This is a genomic window from Gordonia sp. p3-SID1431, assembly GCF_025143765.1.
GTDB lineage: Bacteria > Actinomycetota > Actinomycetes > Mycobacteriales > Mycobacteriaceae > Gordonia > Gordonia hongkongensis.
This window is the reverse complement of sequence record NZ_JAMBDT010000086.1, coordinates 1-22,714: the sequence shown is the minus strand read 5'-3', so window position 1 is coordinate 22,714 and position 22,714 is coordinate 1. Positions and strand designations below refer to the sequence as shown.

The 22,714-nt window shown below is 66.0% G+C and carries 20 protein-coding genes; 4 read left to right on the top strand and 16 right to left on the bottom strand.

What is annotated here, in order from left to right:
- Positions 1-34: 34 nt before the first annotated feature.
- Entirely contained in the window at positions 35-577 is a 543-nt protein-coding gene (locus tag M4D77_RS18525) for a dihydrofolate reductase family protein (RefSeq protein ID WP_159369744.1), read from the bottom strand.
- 199 nt (positions 578-776) lie between these two features.
- Here M4D77_RS18525 and M4D77_RS18520 point away from each other — a divergent pair, with 199 nt between their 5' ends.
- On the top strand, positions 777-1,574 hold the full coding sequence (locus M4D77_RS18520) for an SDR family oxidoreductase (protein WP_259936969.1): 798 nt from the start codon (positions 777-779) through the stop codon (positions 1,572-1,574).
- On the opposite strand, the gene M4D77_RS18515 is transcribed toward M4D77_RS18520, so the two are convergent.
- The 9 genes from M4D77_RS18515 to M4D77_RS18475 form a co-directional block, all read right to left on the bottom strand.
- Entirely contained in the window at positions 1,553-2,836 is a 1,284-nt protein-coding gene (locus M4D77_RS18515) for a lipopolysaccharide biosynthesis protein (RefSeq protein ID WP_259936968.1), read from the bottom strand. The genes M4D77_RS18520 and M4D77_RS18515 overlap by 22 nt on opposite strands.
- Positions 2,833-3,819 (bottom strand): glycosyltransferase family 2 protein, encoded by a 987-nt coding sequence (locus M4D77_RS18510; RefSeq protein ID WP_259936966.1) that lies wholly within the window; start codon positions 3,817-3,819, stop codon positions 2,833-2,835. Before M4D77_RS18510 ends, M4D77_RS18515 begins: the two co-directional genes overlap by 4 nt.
- Before the next feature lie 42 nt (positions 3,820-3,861).
- A complete protein-coding gene (locus M4D77_RS18505; RefSeq protein ID WP_311199330.1) occupies positions 3,862-4,608 on the bottom strand; it encodes a glycoside hydrolase family 16 protein in 747 nt (248 codons plus the stop codon).
- A gap of 271 nt (positions 4,609-4,879) precedes the next feature.
- A complete protein-coding gene (locus M4D77_RS18500) occupies positions 4,880-7,030 on the bottom strand; it encodes a hypothetical protein (RefSeq protein WP_259936964.1) in 2,151 nt (716 codons plus the stop codon).
- A gap of 65 nt (positions 7,031-7,095) precedes the next feature.
- Positions 7,096-8,280 carry a DegT/DnrJ/EryC1/StrS aminotransferase family protein gene (locus M4D77_RS18495; RefSeq protein WP_259936962.1) on the bottom strand — a complete coding sequence of 395 codons (1,185 nt, stop codon included), beginning with the start codon at positions 8,278-8,280 and terminating at the stop codon, positions 7,096-7,098.
- Positions 8,277-9,044, bottom strand: a complete 768-nt coding sequence (gene rfbF / locus M4D77_RS18490; protein WP_259936960.1) for a glucose-1-phosphate cytidylyltransferase — start codon at positions 9,042-9,044, stop codon at positions 8,277-8,279. The genes M4D77_RS18495 and rfbF overlap by 4 nt, the downstream gene beginning before the upstream one ends.
- On the bottom strand, positions 9,041-10,075 hold the full coding sequence (locus M4D77_RS18485) for an NAD(P)-dependent oxidoreductase (protein WP_259936959.1): 1,035 nt from the start codon (positions 10,073-10,075) through the stop codon (positions 9,041-9,043). Before M4D77_RS18485 ends, rfbF begins: the two co-directional genes overlap by 4 nt.
- The gene (locus tag M4D77_RS18480; RefSeq protein WP_259936958.1) at positions 10,072-11,178 is read right to left on the bottom strand and encodes a glycosyltransferase family 4 protein; all 1,107 of its coding nucleotides are present in this window, start codon (positions 11,176-11,178) and stop codon (positions 10,072-10,074) included. The genes M4D77_RS18485 and M4D77_RS18480 overlap by 4 nt, the downstream gene beginning before the upstream one ends.
- A 3-nt stretch (positions 11,179-11,181) precedes the next feature.
- A complete protein-coding gene (locus M4D77_RS18475; protein ID WP_137809090.1) occupies positions 11,182-12,030 on the bottom strand; it encodes a glycosyltransferase family 2 protein in 849 nt (282 codons plus the stop codon).
- A gap of 817 nt (positions 12,031-12,847) precedes the next feature.
- Here M4D77_RS18475 and M4D77_RS18470 point away from each other — a divergent pair.
- Positions 12,848-14,035, top strand: coding sequence for a TetR/AcrR family transcriptional regulator (locus tag M4D77_RS18470; RefSeq protein ID WP_396266598.1), 1,188 nt, complete (start codon positions 12,848-12,850; stop codon positions 14,033-14,035).
- Here the strand turns inward: M4D77_RS18470 and M4D77_RS18465 are convergent.
- From M4D77_RS18465 to M4D77_RS18440, 6 genes are all read right to left on the bottom strand, one after another.
- The gene (locus M4D77_RS18465; protein WP_137809092.1) at positions 14,023-14,982 is read right to left on the bottom strand and encodes a phosphotriesterase; all 960 of its coding nucleotides are present in this window, start codon (positions 14,980-14,982) and stop codon (positions 14,023-14,025) included. The genes M4D77_RS18470 and M4D77_RS18465 overlap by 13 nt on opposite strands.
- A gap of 127 nt (positions 14,983-15,109) precedes the next feature.
- On the bottom strand, positions 15,110-16,549 hold the full coding sequence (locus tag M4D77_RS18460; protein ID WP_259936954.1) for a cytosine permease: 1,440 nt from the start codon (positions 16,547-16,549) through the stop codon (positions 15,110-15,112).
- Between the two features lie 234 nt (positions 16,550-16,783).
- Positions 16,784-17,740, bottom strand: coding sequence for a S9 family peptidase (locus M4D77_RS18455; RefSeq protein WP_396266597.1), 957 nt, complete (start codon positions 17,738-17,740; stop codon positions 16,784-16,786).
- Positions 17,737-19,305, bottom strand: coding sequence for a hypothetical protein (locus M4D77_RS18450; protein WP_058253047.1), 1,569 nt, complete (start codon positions 19,303-19,305; stop codon positions 17,737-17,739). The genes M4D77_RS18455 and M4D77_RS18450 overlap by 4 nt, the downstream gene beginning before the upstream one ends.
- 668 nt (positions 19,306-19,973) lie before the next feature.
- Entirely contained in the window at positions 19,974-20,228 is a 255-nt protein-coding gene (locus M4D77_RS18445; protein WP_068970398.1) for a hypothetical protein, read from the bottom strand.
- A 153-nt stretch (positions 20,229-20,381) separates the two neighbouring features.
- On the bottom strand, positions 20,382-21,131 hold the full coding sequence (locus M4D77_RS18440) for a DUF72 domain-containing protein (RefSeq protein WP_259936951.1): 750 nt from the start codon (positions 21,129-21,131) through the stop codon (positions 20,382-20,384).
- 135 nt (positions 21,132-21,266) lie between these two features.
- On the opposite strand from M4D77_RS18440, the gene M4D77_RS18435 reads away from it, so the two are divergent.
- Together M4D77_RS18435 and M4D77_RS18430 are read left to right on the top strand one after the other, a co-directional pair.
- Positions 21,267-21,866, top strand: a complete 600-nt coding sequence (locus tag M4D77_RS18435; RefSeq protein WP_259936949.1) for an NAD(P)H-dependent oxidoreductase — start codon at positions 21,267-21,269, stop codon at positions 21,864-21,866.
- Between the two features lie 289 nt (positions 21,867-22,155).
- On the top strand, positions 22,156-22,662 hold the full coding sequence (locus M4D77_RS18430) for an FBP domain-containing protein (RefSeq protein WP_259936947.1): 507 nt from the start codon (positions 22,156-22,158) through the stop codon (positions 22,660-22,662).
- The last annotated feature ends 52 nt before the right edge of the window (positions 22,663-22,714 follow it).

The following is a 22,714-nucleotide window of genomic DNA, read 5'->3' as shown; positions in this document are numbered from 1 at the left end:
AGCGGAGTAACTGGTCTCGGCCCAGGCGGGGTTCTCAATCAGTGGGACCGTACGACAGGTGCACGACGCCGTTGTCGAACACGTCGGTGCCGGCGAGCGTGAGCGGCAGGTCGGCCAGACCGTCGAACAGGCGAGCACCGCTGCCGAGCACGACCGGATAGACCAGCAGGTGCAACTCGTCGATCAGCTTGTCGCGCAGCAGCGCCCGCACGAGGGTGCCGCTGCCGCTGATGTACAGGTTACGGTCTTTCTTGAGTTCGCGGATCCGGTCGGCGTCGTAGGCCCCGATGACCTCGGAGTTCTGCCACCCGGACGCCTCGTCGAGGGTCGAGGACACCACGTACTTGGTGGTGTCGTTGAAGAACGGGGCGCCGGGATCGTCGTCGACGGTCCGGTCCGACCATTCCGGGCCGAACATCTCGAAGGTGTTGCGTCCGAGGAGGATTCCGGTGCAGTCGTTCATGAACGAACTGAGTGTCTCGCCGAGCGCGTCGGGGAAACCGTACGGCATCGTGAAACTCGGGTCCTCGTAGCTGCCGTCGAGGGTGATGAACTCGTGGACGTGGATCTTTCCCATTGCGCTGCCTCTCGTCACTTCGGTGAACGTCACGATGTCAGACCGTGGGGCGGCGGGAAAGTCATCGGCGTCGAGAGTCTCGTGACCTCTGTCGGGACCCTTCGAGGCTCGTCGCTTACGCTCCTCGCACCTCAGGGAGCGGGATTTCGCCCTCCGTCTGGTAACTCTGGACCCACACATCGGCGATCGAAGGAGATCCATGGACGTCGCAGGCAAGGTTGCCATCGTCACGGGTGGCGGTGGAGGTATCGGCGCGGCCATCGCGCATGCCCTGGTCGATGCGGGCGCGCGGGTCGTCGTCACGGATCTTGACGAGTCCGGTGCCCGGGCCGTCGCCGAGGAGCTGGGCGATTCGGCGGCCGCGCTCGCCGGCGATGCCTCGTCCGACGGCCACATTGATGCCGCGGTCCGCTTGGCGGAGAACACCTTCGGTCCGGTCGACCTCTACTTCGCCAACGCCGGGGTCGGACTGGGCGGCGGCGTCGACACCGGGGAGGACGTGTGGGATCTCGCCTTCGACGTCAACCTCCGCGCCCACATACGAGCTGCTCGACGCCTCATCCCGGACTGGGTGGAACGAGGCAGCGGCTACTTCGTCAGCACGGCGTCGGCCGCGGGTCTGCTCACCCAGATCGGCAACGCGCCGTACTCGGTCACCAAACATGCCGCGGTCGGCTTCGCGGAATGGCTCAACATCACCCACGGCGACGCCGGAGTCCGGGTCAGCTGCCTCTGCCCGATGGGCGTCGACACCAAGCTGCTACGGCCCGACGGTAATTCCGCCACCGCTGAACAGCGGTTGATGCAACGGGCGGTGGAGAACGCCGGCGCGGTGCTCACCCCCGGGACGGTGGCCGCGATCGTGCTGGAGGCCGTCGCCGACGAACGCTTCCTCATCCTCCCGCACCCGGAGGTCCTCGACATGTACCGCCAGAAGGGCGCCGACTACGACCGGTGGCTGCGTGGGATGCGCCGCTACCAGACGAGCTTGCGGTGACCCTCTGCGTTCGACAACCATCGTCGTCTCAGGTCCCAGGTGCCGACAGCGCCCAGCAGGAGCGAGCTGACGAGCAAACCCGAGCCCGCACCGATGCTGCCCCAGGTGCCCGCCAGCACGAGGGTGACCGGAAAGGTGATGACGAACACCACCGTGTTGCATCGCAGGATCGTCTTGGTGTCCAACTCCGCCCGGAGTACTGACATCCAGATCGAATAGGGGACGCGCAGGACCGAGGCCGCCGCGAGCAGGCACAACGAAGTCGTGAACTCCGAGCCCGAGTAGGCCGGGCCGAAGATCTTCCCGACGATCGGCGAGGCTGCGATCAGAACCCCTGCTCCGACGACGACCAGACATTGCGAGATGGCCCAGATCCGACGGATCTGCCCGGCCAGTGCCGCCGGATCGCGCGCGAGATGCGCGGTGAGGGCTGCTCCGATGCCATCCGGCACGAAGTCGAGCACCTGTGCCACCGCGAGCGCCAAGGCCAGAGTCGCACCCGCGACCGGTCCGGCGACGAGCGTGGTGAGGAACGGCAGCACGAGGATGAGTCCGAACGAGGTCGCGCTTCCGATGCCATCGCGAAGAGCGAACATGGGCATCTGGCCGCGATCCACCACCACGACACGGTGCGGGCTCGTGCGGTTCTCGGGGCGCCGCAGAATCCGCGGCACGAGGACGACGAACACCACGCACGCCCCGAGCAGGGCGGGCACGATCGTGGCCCACACCGCAGCGAGCGCCACGACACTCGCCAACACGCAGACGAGGGCCACTTTCAGAACCACGGCGGCCACATTGACGATCGGAAGCCAGCGCGAGGCGTGCAGTCCGATCAGAGCGGCGTCCTTGAGTACGAACAGCGCCATGACGACGGACCCGCAGGCCACCAGCACGACGGTCGCCACCCGGTTCTCGAGCATGTCGCCCGCGATCATCCCGCCCATCACGCCGAAGACGGCGGCCGAGCCGATGGTGATGAGCAGGCCCTCGAGCAACCGTTCGCGACGTGGGCAGTCGGGCGTCGACAGCATCGCCTTGTAGGCACTTCCCACCCCGTACGCGGTGATGGTGCCGACCGTCGTGACAAGTGACAACAGCGCGGTCTGGATGCCGAGCGCATGTGGAGGGATGACCCGGGCCGAGACCACCCAGAAGAGCATTCCCGCCCCAGCCGTGACGAAGAAGCTCGCCACCACGGCGACGGAGTCCACCGTCATCGCCCTCGAGCCGAGCATCACCGGCCTGCTCACGATGCTCATGTCTGAGGACTCAACGCGCTTCGCGCCTCGGTCAGCATCGCGAAGAGGTAGCCCAGAGCTGCTGCGACGACGGTCCCCGCGAGAACGGTGCAGCGTCCGAGTCCTCCGGGATCCGTCCGGCGCTTCTCGGCCGTCACACTGTCACGAAGGTAATGCAGGACGGCCGCCGGGACCGTCCTGGCGAGATACGAACGCTCCGAGCTCGTGGCGTCCGCTGCCCCGACGAGGCCACTGATCTGTCGTTTGGAGACGCCCTCGCCGAACGACCGCCGCAAGACGTAGCGGACGTTTGTCCTGGCGCGGCTCACATGGTGTCGCACACGGACATCCGGGTCGAAGATGATCTTCGCAGCCGGGTCTTGACTGGCGATCCGGATACACAACTCGGTCTCTTCGCAGCCCACCGGCAGCGTGCCCACCCGTCCGAGGTCGGTGTCGAATCCCCCGACGTCGAGCAAGGTCCGGCGACGGAACGCCATGTTGCACCCCATCAGGTTGCGGACCGGCGCCGGCGCGGTCGGCAAACCCGCGTAACTGCATCCCACTGTCCAGTCGCATTCCCGGGGAAACCAACGGGGTCGGTCGCCGGGCCACACCGGCTCCGCGTATCCGCCCACCGCCGCAACATCCGAATCGGTGAACTGCCCGGAAAGTCGCCGGCGCCAGCCGGGTTCGACGACGGCATCGTCATCGACGAACCCGACGATCTGACCGGAGGCGAGACGGGTGCCGCAGTTGCGGGCACCGGAGAGACCGCGCTTCTCGTCGTTGGCCACCACCCAGATCAGGGGCTTGAGCGACGAGGCGAACTCCCGCCTCGCCAGGTCGAACAGCTCGTCGTTGTGGTCGATCACCACGATCAGTTCATCGTCGTCGGTCAGTTCGCGTTCGGCGGCGTCGACCGATCGGATCAGGTCAGCCCATCGGTCGGTGGTGTAGGCACAGATCACCACCGACAACTTGCCGATGTCACTATTTCCCATCAATCCTCTTCAGTTCCGGTCGAAGTCTTCGGTCGTGCAGTGTCATTCCTCGTACGACCACACCGCAGCCCAGTCCACGAGAACGCGGCCGCGGTTGTTCCCGTCGCCTCTCGTCTCGGTCTGCAACTGCCAGCGCATCGGAGTGGCCGGGACCCACTGCGTGCTGTCCAGGACCACGGTGTCGTCTAGCAGGTACCGCACACGCCCCGGCGACCATTCGATGGTGTAGGTGTGCCAGTCGGTGAAGCGCGCCCCGATGTCCCGGGACGGGATCTTGCACCCGTCGCAGGAACCTTCGCCGGCGAAATGCTGCCATCCACCAACGGTTCTCGACAGCCAGCCTTCGGGGAAGTCGAGTTCGCCGTCCCGCGGCCACTGTTCCGATTGCGGCCACAGGAGCCATGCGACGTAGTACTCGTCGAGGTCTGGTGTGTCGACACGCATCCGGACCGAGTAGCGCCCGTAGGTCTGGTACTGGCTACCGGTGTCGAGTATCGGTGATGCACTCGCCCCTGCCGGAACCCCGTCGACGTTGTGCAGATCGAAAACGAGGTACCCGTTGTCCACACTCAGTACCTCATCCGCTCGATACGGCCGACGGTCGAAGGTGTCCGGGAAACACCGCGGATAGGTCAACCACTGCTGACCTTCCGCGCCGGTGTACACGACGTCGTAAGGGGAGCACTCGTTCGCCCAACTCCCTACCGGCGCATCACGATCGAAGTCGTCGAAGAACACCTGCTTCCAGCCGGGGAGGTCTCCACGAGGAAACCCCCGCGCCGGTGTCATCCCACATCCGACTACCGGGGCGAGGAGAACCACCGTCAACAGCTGCAGGAATGTCCGGAACCAACCACCTCGCGCACGCGTCATATCCGGCCCACCATGTAGAGCAGGGCGGAAGCGCAGGCGATCGCCGTGGTCGTGATCGCCACGACGGTGATGACCTGTGACACGCGATCGGTGGACACCGCTCCCCGTGGAGGGACCCGATGCTCGCGCCGAACGGTAGCGGCTACGAAAAGAGCTGCGGCCGTGACGAACAGCAGGACGGTCGCGATCATGGCGCGGTCTCCAGATCGATGTCGGGCGCCCCCAGGCGCTTCAGCACGTGGACCTCTCCGTCGTCGTAGGCGGAGACGAAACCGTCCCGTTGCACCATCAGCGCGAGTTGTCGGGCGACCTCGTCCGGGCTAATCCCGTACCGGTACTGCAACAGCTTCTCGTCCTCCTCGGATACCAGCAGATAGTCGATGTCCTCAGCCGCAGTGCATTCCGCCAACTCGCGCTGTTCGGCGATGCACGAGGCCCCGATGTCGTAGGCCCGCGGCAGTCCGATCGTCGAGCCGTGCCCCCAGTACGCGATCGCAGACGACGGCGCCTGGGCCACCAGCTCGTCGGAAACCCGCACGGTGGCCGGCCGCGAGTACTCGAACGAGGTGTTGAGCGCACGATTGGAGACCCCCAACACCGCGACCACGAGAGTGACTGCGACCGCACTGATCGCGAACACGGTGGCGGGCAAGCGCGCGGGACCTCGGATTCGACGCGCCGCACCGACCACGGCTAGCGCGGCCAGTGCGGCCAGCGCGGGTGACGCATACAGGAAGCACCGTACGAGCACCTCGCCGCCGTAGCTCTGCACCACGACGAGCGCGAACGGGACCAGGGACAGGACGGCGAGGGGTGATCGGAATCGGCTCTTGCCGAGACGGAACCAGCCGATCGTGGCCACCAGGAGGAGCAGGGCGGTGCCACCGATCCTGAGGTACTGCATCCGACCGTAGACCGGATCCCCGGTGATTCTGTCAGACAGCCCGGAGCTGACACTCGCGGTGACGTCGCCGATCTCGGTCAGGATCTGATCGAGGTGCCCCAGCCAATACCCGCTCGCACCGAAGGTGAACCACGCACTGAACAGGAGCAGTCCGGCCAGCCAGAGCAGTTTGTGTCGTGTGGACCCGACGAGGGCGAGCCCCGCCAGGGCGGCAATGGTCACCATCGGGGTCAACTGGTGACTGACCACCATCGCGGCGACGAGGACGATCACAACTCCCTCGACCGCGTATGAGAATCCCGGTCCACGACCACGTGGTCGTCCTGGCACGCGTCGCCATGCGCGCCAGAAGCCGACGGGCGGGAGGGGTGAGACCCTCAGCTGCCAGATCAGCACAGCCACGATCGTCACGTACAACTGCATCGCGAGCGCCTGGGGCGCAAAGTAATCCTGCTGATACCAGTTGAAGAGAATGTAGATGGTGATGGTCCCCCATCCGACGCGCGCGCTTCCGGACACGCTGTGTCCGAGTGCGTACAGGGGAAACATCAGCAGAGTTCCGAAGATCAGCGACGCGCTGGTGAGGAAGACCGTGCTGTCGTCGAGCCCACCCGTCCTCATCACATGCGCCGCGCCCGCGAAGAAGCCACTCCAGCTGATCCGGCCGTCGACCGCGGGCGGCAGCGCGCCGAGCTCGGAGTACCAATCGGTGAGGAACCGGTGCACATAGGCGGTCGGGAAAGGCGGTGTGCCACTGGACCATGCGACCGGCATGCTCATGTAGACGATGAGCATCACGTTGGTCGCGGCGAGACCCGTCCGGTGCAGTCGGCGTCGACGATACTCCCGGAACAGGGCCACGCAGAGCGCAGCCAATCCGATGAAGTAGGTGATCCCGAGAACCGGTACGAGCCCGTACACGCCCGCCTGCTCGGGATGCAATCGGGCGACCGCGATCAGAAACAGGACGAGGGATCCGCCCAGCAGCGCCGCGGTGACCCGATCGAACGTCCGGACCGACGTGATCACCGCCGACGCCGCCGCTCCCGCGCCAGCGCGCAGGTCGGACGACGGATGCGGGCATCGCGCTCTGATGAGTACCCCGGTTGCGACGGTGGCGATCACGAGGATGACCCCCTGCGCGAGCAGCGGATGCCAGAAACCGGCGAGGAGGGAGGCCAGCCCGATGATGGCGGTGGTGCTCAACGACAGGGCGATGGCGACGCTCGGCAGAAGTCCGTTGCGCGGCCACCCGAACAGCCCCGCGATCGGTAGCCCGGGGAGGACCAGGGTCACACTCACCACCGCCACGGCACGAAGCCCTTCGGGCAAGAGCGCCGCCACCCCGGATGCCGTCAGAACGCACATCAGCGTCGAGACCGCGATCGCCGTCATCGACAGGAGGGCGACGACGGCCGGTGCACGGTCAGGCACCGAGTGCGCAGTCGGCGGGCTCGGTAGCGCCCTCGCGATCGCGACCTCGAGTCGGTGAACCACGTCTATCCGTCCGTGGCCCGCCCCGAACCGATGGCGGGACGGTAGAAGGATGTCACCGCGGAGACGACCCGGTCGAGATCCGCGTCGCTCATATACGAGTGCAGCGGAAGGGTCAGAACACGGTCGGCAGCGGCCTGGGTCACGGACAGGTCACCGCGTCGGCTGTTCCGGTAGTAACTGAACTCATGCGCACCCTGGAAGTGAATTCCGGTGGCGACTCCTGCGGACTTGAGGTGTTCGACCAACTGGGCGCGTTCGGCGCGACCGCCGGTCCTGATCACATAGATGTACGGTGCTATGTCAGCCCAGTCCGTGTCGAACAGCTCGAGCTCGGGGATGTCGGCGAATGCCGAATCATAGAACCGACAGTAGCGTTGGCGGTTGGCGATGAATTCGTCGACCCTGGCCAGTTGCGACAGACCGATCGCAGCGGGAACCGAGCCGAGGTGGCACCGGTAACCCTGCCGCACGACGTCGAAGTCCCAGTTGCGCTGGTTCCGATATCGCGCGTCGGTGTCGGAGTCGATACCGAGATGCCGGAGCTCCCGAAGCACCTGCAGATCAGCGGGATCGGAGGTGACGATCGCCCCACCCTCGAGCGTCGTGATCATCTTCACCGGTCCGAAGCTGAAACATGTGATGTCGCCGTGTGAGCCGATACGACGACCCGCCCGGACGCTGCCGAACGCGTGCGCCGCGTCCTCGATCACCCGCAGATCGTGCTCGCGCGCAATGGTCATCAGCTCATCGAGGTCGCACGGGAAGCCGAGGTAGTCGACCACCAGAATCGCCTTGGTGCGAGGCGTGATCAGCTCGCGCACACGCTGCGGGTCGATGTTGAGGTACCGGGGTTCGACGTCACAGAAGACCACCTCGGCTCCGGTCCGCGTCAGCGCCTGATGACCCGCCACGTAGGTAAACGACGGACAGATCACTTCGTCGGACGGACCGAGTCCGATCAACCGGGCCGCAAGATGGAGGGCTTCAGTACACGAATTCGTGGACACGACAGTTCGTTCGGACGCACCGAGGTAGGTTCCGACTTCTTCCTCGAACTGTTTGCTGAGTGCACCCATGCCCAGCCATCCGGCCGCCAGGGCATCGACCGCAGCCTGCTGGACATCCTCGCCCAGGTAGGGGCGGTAGACGGGCACCGTCGAGGTGGCTCGATCCATCGACATCGTCATGACCAGCACCTCCACGGCGCCTCGCCGCGATCCCAGAGATCGTTGAGGAAGACCTTGTCCCAGATGGTGTCCATCCCGCGCCAGAAGCCGTCGTGCTGGTAGGCCGACAACTGGCCTTCCGCCGACAAAGTCTCCAGCGGCTCCTTCTCCAGCAGGGTGGCGTCGCCCGCGATGTAGTCGAGGATCTTCGGCGACGAGACGAAGAACCCGCCGTTGATCCAGCCGCTGCTGCCTTCCGGCTTCTCGACGAATCTGGTCTGCGGCGACGAGACGTCGAGTGTGCCGAACCGCCCGGGTGGTTGCACGGCCGTCACCGTCGCGATGCTGCCCGACATCTCGTGGTGCGCCAGCACCTTTCGGATGTCGATGTCGGCGACACCGTCACCGTAGGTGAACGAGAACGTCTCGTTGCCGATGTGCTCGCGAGCGCGGAGAAGCCGTCCGCCGGTCATCGTATCGAGCCCGGTGTCGAGGAGGGTGACGCGCCACGGCAAGCCGTTCGACGAGTGGTTCTCGATCGCACCGGTGCCCAGATCCACGGTGACATCGCTGGCGTGCAGGAAGTAGTTGGCGAAGAACTCCTTGATCATGTAGCCCTTGTAGCCCAGCAGCACAACGAAATCCGTGACACCAGCGGCCGCGTAGATCTGCATGATGTGCCAGATGATCGGACGTCCGCCGATCTCGACCATCGGTTTCGGCCGGTCGACGGACTCCTCACTGATACGGGTGCCTCTTCCTCCGGCGAGGATCACCGCTTTCATGACCGATCACCCGTCCATCGCAGATCGGCGTCGAGCGCGTCGGCGTCGAGGAGCTCGCGCAGGACTCGCAGCCGGACGAAGTCGTTTCCGTTGAACCGGTCCGCGCTCAGGCCCGCGTCGACGTAGGCGTCGTGGATCTCCGCGATGCCGGTGGCCAGGGTCCACTGCGGCGAATAGCCCGGTAGCGACGTCTCGATCTTGGTGAAGTCGACGACGTAGTTCCGGATGTCGGCGACGACGTCGTCGGCGAAGGCCACCTCGCAGTCGGGCACGATGTCGGCGACCATCTTCGCCACATCCCGGATCTGATGGTTGTCACTGTTGCGACCGACGTTGTAGACCTCGTTGTACACGGTGGCCGATGGCGCCTGCAGGACCGTGACGATCGCGTGCGAGATGTCGCGGACATGGACGAGCGGTCGCCAGGCGGCGCCATTGCTCATCAGCAGCACCTTTCCGGACGTGACGGCGTGCCCGACGAGGTTGTTCACCACGACATCCGTGCGGAGTCGACGGGAGATCCCGTACGCGGTGGCGTTCCGGAGAAAGGTCGGGCAGAAGGAGTTGTCGGCCAGCGCGCTGATCGCCTGTTCGGCGCGGACTTTGGATTCGCCGTACGGAGTGACGGCCTCCATCTCGGCATCCTCGGTGAGCGCACCCTCCGCGCCGGCCCCGTAGAGACTGCACGACGACGAGAAGACGAAGCGGGCAACGCCGGCCGCCTTCGCGGCTCGGGCGATGCCCACGCTGGCATCGAGATTGATGTCGTAGGTGAGCTCCGGGTTCAGCTCGCTGACCGGATCATTGGACAGTGCCGCCAGGTGTACGACGGCGTCGAACCCCGCCAGATGACGCTGCTCGACGTCACGGATGTCCATGTCGAGCGTGGGTACGCGCAGCGGTTCCGTGCGGAAGTCGCGGTCCCGATAGTAATCGGTGTCGAGCCCGACGACGTCGTGTCCGGCGTGGACGAGCATGGGGACCAACTCGGCTCCGATGTATCCGAGATGTCCGGTGACGAGAACCCTCATCCCCGTCCTCCTGTTCGTTGGCTGTCGAGGTGCCGACTGGGCACCTTGCTGAATACCGGGGCGATCCCGGCGTAGATGTGTCTGATCTGTTCCGTCATGCGGACTTCGCTGAAGTCATCCGCTACGGCGAAAGCTCTGTGCGCGAGCCGATTCCATGACGTCCGATTGGTCAGCACGTCGTTGATCCGGTCGGCACGGTCGTCTGCCTGCGGGTCGATGGCGACACCGCACGACCTCTCGTTCACGATGTGTGCGATCTCGCCGCACGGGGTTGTCGCCACCGGCGTGCCGCTGGCCAGCGCCTCCAGCGCCGACAGCGGTAGGCCCTCCCACCGCGATGTGAGCAGGAACATCCGGGACCGGGCAACCTGTGCGCGTGTGTGCGCGTGGGTGTCCCCGACGCTGATCTGGACCACGTCCTCGAGGAGCAGTTCCTGGCGTCTTCGGAGGAAGTCGTCCTGTAGCGGTCCCGTACCGGGAGAGATCCACAGGCAACGAAGACTCTCCCGCCGTTCCGAGAGCTCCTTCACCAGTTCGAGGAACAGCAGCGGGTCCTTCTGCTCGTCGAACCGCGCGACGTTCACGAGGTCGTATGGCCTGTCTTCATAGGCCGCAATGGTGGCGCCCAGCTTCCGTACTCCGTTGTGCACGACCGAGACCCGCTCAGCAGTCACGTGCGGGAAGTTCGCGAGTAGTGACGCCCGGACGGCGCCCGACACCGCGACGATCCGCTGCGTGCGATACGACAGGCCGCGATGGTCGGTGAGCACGTTGTGTACGTGTTCGACCGTGCGGGAACCACGCCCGAGCGCAGCGGCGATCAGTCCGAGAAATCGTTGCTGACAATGGATCACGTCGGCGGATCGCAGTGCGCGGAGTGCTGCGGAGTCCGTGAGACGAAGCCGTCGGATGCCGGCATCGGCGAGCCGATGGTCCCATTCACCGGCCGCCAGCGACAGCACGTCGACCTGATGTCCCTCGCCCGCGAAGTGGGTCGCGACCTGCAGGATGAAATGACTCACCCCGCCGGGACTCATCCGATCCGTCATCACCACGATCCGACCACGCCGCTTACCGGCGTCGTCGACCTTGACGGAGGTCACGGCTCAGCCGGCCGGGTGACCCGAGGAGACCTGGGCGGCGCCTCGATGATTGTCATCAGGACGTATCGTCGCCGGCCGCCTGCCACCTCGCGCCTGCCACACGGTGCGCAGCACCCGTCGGCCGTCGGAGATCGCGTTGAGATTGGAATTACCTGTGCGACGCGGCATTTCCAGGCTCGGAACCTCGGCGATCCGCAGGCCGGCCTGCACCGCGCGTACAGTCATCTCGGCCTCGATCTCGAAGCCGGTCGCCTGCAGATCCAGAAGATCCAGGTATCGCCGATGGAAAGCGCAGAAGCCGTAACACAGATCGGTCAGCTCGGTTCGGTACAAGCTGTTGAAGAACGCGAGCAACCCGTAGTTGCCCAACCGCCGGAACCGGGTGATGTCGAGTGACCCGCCCCCGCCCATGAACCTCGACCCCTTGACGAAGTCGTAACCGTTCTCGAGGAAGTGCAGGAAATGCGTGATCTCCTGCGGAGCCATACTGCCATCGGCGTCCATCATGACGATCATGTCGGACGTCGCGGCGGCGAAACCGGTACGCAACGCACTGCCCTTGCCGGGTCCGCTCTGTTGCACGATCTTGATGTCGGGGCGGTAACTCCGCGCGGTGATGAGTGTTGCGTCGGTGGAGTTTCCGTCGATGAGGATGATCTCGTCGATCCGCTTGGGGATCTGTTCCAGCACCCACCCGATGTTCCGTGCTTCGTTGCGAACCGGAATGATGAGGCTCACCGTGGATGTCGTGGGGCCACGATCTCGGTGAGTGACGAATTGAGTGTTGCTGAGTCGATGCTGGGCATCTGGTTGCGCCGCAACAGTTGCGGTCCCGTTGTTCTGGCCGGTCATTTCGATCACTGTGTCCAATCCCGCGCACGGTCCAACCACACGTGTGTGTACGAGACTTCCCCCCGGAAGCATCGACTGAACGAGTCGAGCGAGTGCGCGTTCTGAAGTAGAGAGACAGGGCCGTCCTCCCCGACGACCCGATTCGGACAGTAGCAGAGGATCGGCGAGATGGGGAGGCGTACAGCGCGCCTGTTGAGCTTCGCGAGGCGAACGGATTCCGAACTCGGAACGCGTGGCAGCGCAACCAAACTCGTGCCAGACCACGTACCGGGCGGTATGGTCAGCCGTCCTCTCGGCCCTGAATGCGCATCCAGGGTTAATGGCCGATACACGCGGTAAGCACTGCCTTCCGGGCGCGAAAACGGGTTGAAAGCCCAGCACAGCGGCCGGCCTCCACACGCGGTCGGCGGATTCAGTGAGTCGCCGTTACACGCGCTGCGTCGTCGACCTGCGATTCACAGCTGGGTTCGAAGCGTCGTCCGACGACCGCGGTCTGCGGCCCCGAGCCGGAAACACACGCCTACGCCGCGTGGTCAAGAGTCGTTCGGTTTCGATCTCAGAATCGCGAGTGTGATTCGCGGCACTGTTGGGATCCACCCGGCGGGCTCCAACGAATGGAAAGTGACCCCGAGGTCGTCAGACCTCGAGCAGGAAAGGCTGCCGGCGCGCGATGAACTCACCCACACCTCGGTCCCCGTCACGGTCGGCGCCGGCTCCCGCGCCTCGAGACGAGAGGCCGGGGCGACCCCCGGAACCGCGGGTCGAGCAGCTCATCGCGGAAGCGACCTCGCTCTTTCAGGACGCCGGCTACCGGAATGTGAGCGTCGAGGAGATCGGCGCCGCCGTCGGACTGACCGGGCCGGCGGTGTACCGGTATTTTCCGTCCAAGCAGGACATTCTCGCGAAAGCGCTGGCGACGCAGGTGGAGGGGGTACGCGCACTCCTGACCCAAGCCGAGGAGCGCAGCGAATCGCCGGCCGAACAGCTCGGCGTGTTCTTCGACCTGCTTGCGACCAGGGCGGCGCACGGCGACGTCTCGACACTGTGGACCCGCGAGCGACGGCATCTCGACCGATCCGATCTCGACGACATGGACGGGCACCACCGCACGCTGATCGACGCATTGGCGTCGAAGTTCGACGCCACCGAGGCCGGCATCGACGCCCAGACCGCGAAACTCCTCGCGACCGCGGCGGTCAGCGTGTTCTCGAGCACCGCCGCGATGCGGGGTTCGCTCACCCCACGGCGGCTCACGCAGATCCAGCGGGCGGTCGTGGACTCGATCCTGAGCTGTCCGCTTCCCCGCGGGGCACAGTCCCGCGCGCGGTTCGCCGATGGATCCAGCCGACGGCCCGCTGCGCGGCGTGATCGGATACTCGCCGCCGCGACCCGGATGTTCTTCGCGCGCGGATTTCCCAACGTCCGAATCCACGAGATCGCCGCCGAAGCGGATGTGTCGCCGGCGACGGTCTACCAGGAGTACGCGGGAAAGACCGACATCCTGATGACCATCATGCGTCGAGGTCTCGAGAATCTGCACTGGATATCCGTCGACGCACTGGCGGAGTCCTCGGCGGTCGAAGCGCTGGACGTCCTCGTGGGTGTGTTCCTCGACTACTCGCTCGGCCCGAACGGTCGAGTGTTGGCCATCGCCCACCAGGACATCGTGTATCTGCCGGAAGCAGACCAGGTCTCACTTCGCCGGACGGCGTCGGACTACACTGCTGAGTGGACTGCTGCGATCCTGGCCCGTTCACCGACCCTGACGCATGCCGATGCCAACGCGCTCACGCAGGCACTTACCGGATTCGTCTACCAGGTCATCTCGTCGCCGGAGCTCCGCTCGCGGCCGGGCATCGAAGGCGAGTTCCGCGCGCTGGCATCCGCCATCCTGAGCCCGGTCGAACTCTGTGGCGGTCCCGGTACCCAGGGCCTGAGTCCGCGCCGGCTCGCGGACATTCCGCGAAGCCAAGTGGTCCGTGCATCGCGGCCCTACTCGAAGTAGCGGCGCGGCACGTCGACGAGCATCGTCGTGATGTCGGCCTCGCTCACCCCGCGTTCGCGCAGGGCGGGCAACACCTCTTCACTGACGTGCCGGTAGTTCCACTTCGGGAGTGCTTGCTTCTTGGCCTCGTGGTCGAACCAGTCGATGAAGCAGGCGGCGTCGTGCGCGAGGGCCATGCGGTCGGCATAGCCGCGCTTGCACAATTCGGCGACGGTGTTCACCCGTTCGTCGAATGGCAGGAGGAGGTCGAGCCCGAAACGATCCATGCCGAGGATGGAACCGGCGTCGGCGAGCTTCATCAGGTAGTCGAGGTCGACGCTGTCACCGGAGTGGCCGATGACCACCTTCGTCAGGTCGGCTCCCTCCTCGGCGAGGACCCGCTGGGCGACCAGACCCGACTGACTGTGCGGATCGGTGTGGACGGTGATGGGCGCCCCCGTCTGGGCGCTCGTCTGTCCCACCGCGCGCATCACGCGCTCAACTCCCGGTGTCAATCCTTGTGATTCGATGGCGCACTTCAGGAAGGCCGCTCGCACACCGGTGTCCGCGATCCCCTCGGTCAGGTCCTTCGTGAACAGGGTGACCAACGGTTCCGGGACGTCGAACAGCATTCCCGGTCCGGCATAGTGGAACTGGAACGGGATGTCGTTGTAGGTGTAGAGGCCGGTCGCCACGACGATGTTGAGGTCGATTTGTTCGGCGATCCGTTGGATGCGTGGGATGTACCGGCCGAGACCGAGAACCGTCGGGTCCAGGATCGTGTCGATCCCGAGCTCCTTCAGTTCGGTCAGGTCGCGGACCGCTTCGGCGACCTTGTCGTCCTCGTCCCAGTCATCCTGGTAGTTCTGCCGGAACTCCTCGCCGAGGACGAACACGTGCTCGTGCACCAACACGTTTCCGAGGTCTGCGGAATCGGTCGGGCCGGTCGCGGTGTGGACGGTGGCCATGGAACCTCCTCACCGAGAGGCCGCGTTGCCTCCCACTCCGCCGAACCCTAGTCGACGCCCTGATGTGGCAGGCGGCTTTCGCCGTTCGTTGTCGCCGACGACCGCCACGGTCCTCACCGGTCGGGCCTCAGGCAGCACGTGGCGCGGCGAGTTTCTCCATGGCCCAGTACGACGTGCCGGCGACGACCGCCCCGGCGAGCCACGACAGATCGATCCCACCGAGGGCGACGGCGACGGGGCCCTGCAGCACGGGCAGCATCCCGTACATGAACATCCAGGTCGCGGTGACACCGAGAGCGAGTGCGACGAGGGCGGTCGGCCGGACCATCGGCAGGACGCTGTCCGCCGGTGTGGCGAACAGACTCTCGGCGTCGATCTGTTGCCGCGCGATCAGGAACCAGTGCACGAGAACAACGCTGCCCCAAGGGCTCAACCAGCCGACGATCGACACCAGCCAGAAGTCGATGGTGGTCGCGAAGTCGCTATTGAGCACGAAGTAGACGACGACCGCCATCGCCACGACGCCGATGATCAGGTTCAGCACGCGCCGGTCGACGCGGATGTCGAGCGCCTGCGTCGACACCGTGCACGTGTAGATGTTGAGGATGTTGGTCGCGAGCGGTCCGTGGATCACCAGCAACAGAACCGGCAGTGCGAGAACGCCGTAGGCGTCGACGATGATCTCACCCGGGTCGGCGGAGTCGCTCAATGTCGCCAGGGACGCACCCAGCACTCCGAGCCAGACGACCGGGATGAACTGCCCGAGTGCACTGGCGAGAAACAGCCTGCGCGACGGGACGTCCCGGGACACGAAGCGCGAGTAGTCGCCGGCGTAACCGATCCACGTCAGACCCCAGCCGATGCCGATCGCGGTCATCACCGCCGTGATCGCGCCGATGTGGGCCGATCCCGTGAGCTCCGGAGCGGTCGTCTGTCCCCAGTCGACGTCGAGGCCGACCCACGCGACGACGGTCATGACGAGCAGGATCGCGACCGTCGGAGGCACCGTCCATCGTTCGAACGCGGAGATCACCCGGTACCCGAACCACGCGATCGTCACCTGCATCCCCATGATGACCGCCGCCACGACGATCCGTGCGCCGTTGTTGTCGAGGTCCGGATCGACGAGTCCCAGCTCGCCGAGCAGCGCCATCACCAGATCGAGGACGATCCAGGTGTTGACCGCGCACCAACCCATACAGACCAGGGCCTGCACGGCGGCCGGGACGTAGGCACCCCGGCGCCCGAAGACGGCCCGCGACAGCACCATTCCGGTGACCCCGGTGCGTTGGCCGATGACGACGAAGATGCCGAAGATCGTCATGCCGATGGCGTTGCCGACGACGAGGACCGCCACCGTCTCCCACAAGCCGAGGCCCATGGTGACCCCAAGCGCGCCCAGGACCCAGTTGATGGGTGCGATGTTCGCGCCGGCCCAGATCCAGAACTGTCCGCGCACATCGTGGGTCTTGGCTGATTCGGGGATGAGTTCGAGTTCGGCCTCGGCCTGCGGGATCGAATGGTTCGGTCCGGGTGCCGACGGGGTCGCGGCGTCGAGTGCGGTCATTGAGTCCGTCCAGAGATCTCGGCCCCGAGTTCGGGCGCGGTCGGGCAGGGCGCGCGACGATGCGCAGTGCATCCATCGTGGTCCGGTTTGCAGGGTCGCGACAGCTACAGAACGCCCGCATTCTGTCCGCCTGACACCGACACTCTGTCCCGCCGCCGCGCGCGAATGGTCACGCGGGGATCAGGTTGCGCTTTGTCCCGGGAACCGGGCGCAATCACAACGGGATCCGACCGCTCAGGCCACGTCCTGCACGTCGGCGGCCGACGCGCCGGTGATGATGTCGAGGACACGGGGGTACTCGGGCGCGTTCGAGGTGACCACCGAACCGTGGTTGCCGCCTGGGATCAGTACGGCCTCCGCGTCGCCGCCGGCCTTCACGACGGCGGCGGCGTACCGCTGTGAGTTCGCCGGGGAGACCATTCGGTCGGCGGTGCCGTGGACGGCGACCACCGGGGTGTCGGGATCGATGTTCTGGATGGGATCGACCATCGTGTACCGCTGCGGAACCTGCGCCGGGGTGCCGCCGAGGGCGGTCACGATGCGGTCGTCGCCGTGCGTTGCGGCGTAGGTCATGTCGAGCGGACCGGCGAGGGAGACGACGCGCGTCGGGCGGAACAATGGTCGGGCACCGACCTCGTCGTCCTCCAGCTTGTGCCGGGTGCCGCCCCACACCGCGAGTTGTGCACCCGCGCTGTGCCCGACGATCAGCTCGTCGTCGGTGTCGATCTGCGGGAACTGCCGGTCCACGACGACGACGTGATCGAGGGCGCTCGCGACGTCGCGGAACGTCGTCGGCCATCCGCCGCCCGAGCCGACACGGCGGTATTCGATGTTGTAGACGGCCATCCCGCGGCCGGCGAGGTCGCGCGCGAGCGGCTCGAAGACATCGGCGCCCAGGGCGCTTTGCCATGCACCACCGTGGACGAGGACCACGAGCGGTATCGAATCGACCCGCTGCTCACCCGCGGGTAGATACAGCTCGGCCCAATTCTGGTCTGTGTCACCGTCATCCGGGGTCGGGTACCGCACCCGCTGAACCGTCACCTCGTCGAGGTACTCGACCGGGGCGGCCGTGGCGCTGCTGCTCGAGGTCGAGACGGGCGTCGTTCCGTCCGCACACGCGGACAGCGCCACCACAGTCGCGGCCAGGACGGCCAGTGCGAGGCGGCCACCGCCCGACGTATTCCTCACCGCATGCTCAGGGGCACAGGGGTGATCGACGGACCGCTACGAACGGTCGCCGGGACCGGTCCGAAACCGGGCCACAGGTTCACCGGCACCGTGACCGTCGCGCCCGCGGGCAGCGAGATCGACGTCGGGCTGACGGCGATCCGATCGGTGAAGGTGTCACTTCGTTCGACCTCCAGACGCAGTCGCTGCGCCCGTCCCTCGGACCGGACGGTGACACCGGTACTCGCGGTTCCGACCGACACCGCCGAACCCGGGCCGACTGCCAGCTGGGTGGTCTCGGTCGACAACGAGCGCAGCGAATCCTCGGTCGCGACCTGGAACTCCGCGGTCGACGGCGCCGACGAGGTCACCCGCATGCCGTGCCGGGTCGGGTCGGCGTCGATGGCCGCGACCGCGCCGGCGGGCACTTCGAGATCACCCATCGCCACCACACCGCCGGCGCTGAGCACCGTGGCGTCGATGTCCGCGGTACGACCCGCTTCCACCCCGTCCACGATGATCTTGAACGTGCGGTTGGCGGGCACCGTGAAGGTGGCGGTGTTGTCGTTGTTGAACAGGATCTTTTTGTCGACGCCCGGGATCGCGCGGCCCGCGGGGTCGGTGACCCGCACATCCCAGTCGACGTCGCCGTAGCCGCGGGCGCCACCGTTGTTGTCCGAGACGATGACCACGGTCTCGTCACTGCGCAGTTCCGGATCCTGATGACGTGCCAGGATCGGCGCCAACGGGACCAGCATCATCTTGTTGAGCGGGGAGCCCTGGAACAGCAGGGTCGGCTCCGACGGATTGGTCGCGGTCGAGTAGTACCAGCTGTTCGCGGCGGGGTCGGCGACGATCATCTTCTCGACACCGGGGAAGTTGTTGTCGTACACGACGATGCCGCGCTTGCCCTGCCCGAGGTCGCGGATCGCGATCGGGTTGATGGCGTGTCCGGCGCTCTGTTCCTCGTCGGTGTAGATCGCCAAGACGTAGTTGTCGTTGCGTGCCCACGCCGACCGCAGACGGGACAGTGCCTGGGTGACCGTGACCTCGGACTGCGCCAGGTCGGTGGGCGGGAACCCCTGGGTGATGAACATCCGCGCGATGAGTTCGTCGAGCGGTGCCGACGGGCGGATGCTGTAGACGGACTGCCACGGCATCGCCAACGGGAACGGGTTCAGACGCTTGGTGGCATACAGTCCGGCGAGTGCGGCCATTCCGAAGCAGTGCCCGCCCGACATCGACTCGTTGAATTCCTGCTGCACGAGTTCGGCCACCGTCGTCGGCGAACACACCCCGAGCACTATACGGGCGCAGACCTCGTCACCGAAGACGGCACGCATGCCCTCGATGCTCAGGCCGCGGGTGTGCAGCGCATCATTCGGTCCCCAGTTCTCGAAGGAGAAACCGTCCCGCTTCACCTGGAAATCGGCGTGCGCGACGACCTTTCCGGCCTGAGGGTTAACCACCGGCGCCGCCGCGGACGGGCCGGACGAGACGATGGACAGACCTGCGGCCACGACCAGCACAAGTGCTGCCGCGGCGAGTCGGATCTGCCATCGATTTCCGCGTGCGCCAGTGAGCATTGCTAAACGTTAGCGGACATTTCCGGCGTCGCCGGATGAGTCGACCAATTCGCGGAATGATTCCGGTAATGCGTCCCGAAATCGTCGCTCAGCTCTTTCCGAAATCGCACCGGGAATGTGTGTACAAAAGGTCGACTCCCGACACAGCACACCGCCGGCCGCTCGGGAGAGCGACCGGCGGCGCGGTACCGGATGGGTCGGGTCAGCTGTAGAAGGTGACGGTCTTGGTCTCGGTCGTCCCGGGCTCACCCCAGTAACCGCGGTTGACAACCCTGTACGGGGTGTCCCCTCGAGCAGACTTCACCGAGCCTTCACCCGGGGTTCGTCGGTGATCCCCGCGCGTCAACCCCGGGCCCGCCGGAGTTCGCCGGAATCTCCCCCGGATGTCCGCAGGTGGCCTACTTGACGCCCGAGAACACGTACTGCAGGACCGCAAGTGCCAGCTCGTTGTCCTGAATCGCCTGCCACAAGATGGTGTCCACCATGTCTGTCTCCATTTCGATGTCCGCGTGAGGTGTCGGGTCCGGCACGCCAGGCGGGAACCGTGGAGTCCCCCGACCCGGCGTCACCGATCTTACGTCGAGTCCCGGGCCGGGCTCGTGCCACCGGGCCCAGGGTGGCGTCCGGATTCACGTCCCTTCGACCGTGGGCCTCACTTCGACGGCACATCACGCCGTGCGGCGTCCCGCCACGCGCCGCTCTGACGCATCGGCCTCCGCGATCGCGAGGCGAAGCATCTCGGCGAAGCGGCGCCAGTACGCGGCCTCGTCGTCGTGGAACCGAATGGTCCGAGGGTCCGCGGCCGCCAGTCGGGCGCTGTTTGCCCGGCTTTGCCAGCGCTCCCATTGGTCCTCGCACACCTCGAGGTAACCGGCGAGGGTGGCGGCGTCGTGGTTTCTCAGTGCGGCGTTCCTGCTCGGCATCGAAGTCCCCTCGTCGGCGTGGTTCGGTCACACGCTATGCCGGGGGTACGACAATTCCGTTCGCGCTGGTGAGCGAAAAGCGCCCCGGACTTCGACCAGAAGCGACTCATCGGCGACGTATCGTCCTCACCGCCTGGAGCGGCGGTCTCGGGGTCAGCCGACGGTCTTCACCGGTAGCCCCATCCGCTGTGCGCGGCGAATCATGGTGACCGCGTTGTCGATCGCGGCGCACCCTGGGTCGTTGTTGAAGTACACGTAGACATCGCAGGAGTCGTCGTAGGTCTCGGTCAGACGGCGCAACCAGCTGTCGATCGCTCGGGTTCCGTAACTCATCGGCCGCCGCGCCGTTCCGTCGTGCAGCCGTAGATAGCCGAAATCGCCTGTGCGCCACAGCGGATTGAGTATCCGGTTCTTGCGGTCGGCCCAGCAGAGCGTCGCATTGTGCCCTTCGAGGACCGACCTGACCTCGTCGGTCCACCAGGACTCGTGCCGGGGTTCGACGGCGACCTGGACCGTCTTCGGGAACAGGGAAAGCGTCTCGTCGAGCGCGTCGGGTGCGGCGCGGAGGTTGGGTGGCAGCTGCAGCAGCACCGGTCCCAGCCGTCCGTTGAGACCCGCCGAGCGATCGAGGAAGCGCTGGACCGGCTCGACCGGCTCTTTCAACCGCTTGATGTGCGTCAGGTACCGGCTCGTCTTCGCGGCCATCCGGAAGTCGGCGGGGACGGTCTCGGCCCAGTTCTCGAACGCCTTCTTCTCGGGCAGCCGATAGAAGGTGTTGTTGACCTCGGCGGTCGGGAACCGCTGCGCGTAGTAGTCCAGCCACAACCGTTGGGGGAGCTTCTCGGGATAGAAGGCACCGCGCCAGTCCCGGTACTGCCACCCGGAGGTGCCGATGAACAGCACCGTCGTGCCTATCCGTTGGGGACGGGGCTACGAATCCCGTCCACGACGAGTAGTCGGCATGCGCGTGGGTGTCGATTCACGTGCTCCGGGTACCCGTCGGCGGCATATGCCAATCACCGAGACGGGAGCGACACATTGACCAAGCTGGCGATCATCTATTACTCGGCCACCGGGCACGGCACCGCGATGGCGCAGACGTTGTCAGACGCCGGCGAGTCCGCCGGAGCCGAGGTTCGTGTCCGACACATCGCCGAAACCCGGGACCCGGAGACGTTCGCCGAGAATCCGGCGTGGTCGGCCAACTACGAGGCCACCAAGGACCTGCCCGCCGCGACCGGCGACGACATCGTCTGGGCGGACGGCGTCATCTTCGGGAGCCCGACGCGGTTCGGCAGCACGGCGTCGCCGTTCCAGACATACATCGACTCCCTCGGGGGACTGTGGGCCGAGGGCAAGCTGGCCGACAAGGCCTACGCCGCCTACACCTCCAGCAACACCGCCCACGGCGGGCAAGAGACCACCCTCACCGGTCTCTACACATCGCTGATGCACTTCGGCGGCATCCTCGTCCCGCCCGGGTACACCGACGGACTGAAGTTCGCCGACGGCAACCCGTACGGCGTCTCCCATGTCACGGGTCCGGAGAACAAGAACGAGCTCGACGACGCGACGAAGGCCGCGCTCGAACACATGGCGCAGCGGGTGGTGCGGATCGCGGGCCTCCTCGCTGCCTGATAGTCGTCGCTCACGAGATCCGTTCCCGCTCAGCCGTTTGGTTCGGGCGGGGACGGATCTTGTGAGCGCGCGGTCGCCGTAATCGAGTTGACAGCGAAGGTTCGGCGGTTCACCATCGGTGCTCGTGTCTGTCAGTGTGTCGCCCTCCGGGCGTGAGGAGGTCGTCGGCGTCGTGCGCGCCGACGGTTGAGTAACCCGCTCCGATCGGCGCGCGTCCCCGCAGTAATGGACCGCGCCGGTCGAATCGTGCACTCTTCTTCCTCCTCCGACACCTGAGGTGTATCCACTCATGCATTACTTGACCGAAACCCAGATCCGTTCGTCGTTCGTCAACGCCTCGCTGCGCGAACGCAAGAGCGTGACCCTCCCGCCCGCCGTCGACGATTTCGACTGGGAACAAATCGATTTCGTCGGGTGGCGCGACCCGAAACTACCGCTGGTCGGATACGTGGTCGTCCCGACCGACGACGACGTCGTGGGCATCATGCTCCGTCTCGGCGGCCGCCAGCCGCGAACCCGTCCCCTGTGCTCGTTCTGCGAGGACGTGCATCTACCCAACGAGGTCGCCTTCTTCAGTGCGAAACTCGCCGGCGCCGCGGGACGCAAGGGCAACACGGTCGGGACGTTGATCTGCTCGAACTTCGAGTGTTCGGCGAACGTCCGCGCCAAGCCGTCGGCCATCTTCTCCACAGACGACCCCGAAACCGTTCGGCAACAGCGCATTCAGGCATTGCGGAGCCACCTCTCCGGCTTCGCACGGCGAGTGGCGAGCGGCGACAGCCCCTCTGCTCCCTGATCCGAAAGAACGACCTGCCCCCTAAGGAGCTTGCAGAGGGCGCGTCTACTTC